The sequence below is a fragment of the Streptomyces sp. BE303 genome (assembly GCF_036290945.1).
GTDB lineage: Bacteria > Actinomycetota > Actinomycetes > Streptomycetales > Streptomycetaceae > Kitasatospora.
Genome location: NZ_JAQYWZ010000925.1, coordinates 1 through 394, shown reverse-complemented (window position 1 = coordinate 394; position 394 = coordinate 1). Strand labels below are relative to the sequence as shown.

General features: G+C 82.5%; 1 pseudogene. It reads right to left on the bottom strand.

Annotation, left to right across the window (positions count from 1 at the left end):
- Positions 1 to 192: 192 nt before the first annotated feature.
- Positions 193 to 394, bottom strand: a pseudogene (locus tag PUR56_RS37915) (IS5/IS1182 family transposase); the annotation flags it as partial.

Genomic DNA, 394 nt, shown 5'->3' with positions numbered 1-394 from the left:
GGGGGGGGGGGGGGGGGGGGGGGGGGGGGGGGGGGGGGGGGGGGGGGGGGGGGGGGGGGGGGGGGGGGGGGGGGGGGGGGGGGGGGGGGGGGGGTGGGGGGGGTTGTTGTTGGTGTTGTTTGTGGGGGTTGGTGTGGTGGGGTGGGGGGGGGGGGGGGGGGGGGGGGGGGGGGGGGCGCGCCCGCCCCCCCCACGCCCGCGGCCGAGGCGCCGGGAGCCCTCGACGCCTCGGCGGGCGCTGCGGGCCGGGATCTGCCGTCGTCGCAGGTAGGCGCGGATGAAGCGGTGGTCGTAGGCTTTGTCGGCGTGCAGCGTGCCGGGACGGCGGCGTCGCGGTCCGCGCCGTGAGCGGATCGGCGGGATGGCGTCGACAAGCGGTATCAGGGCCTGGCTG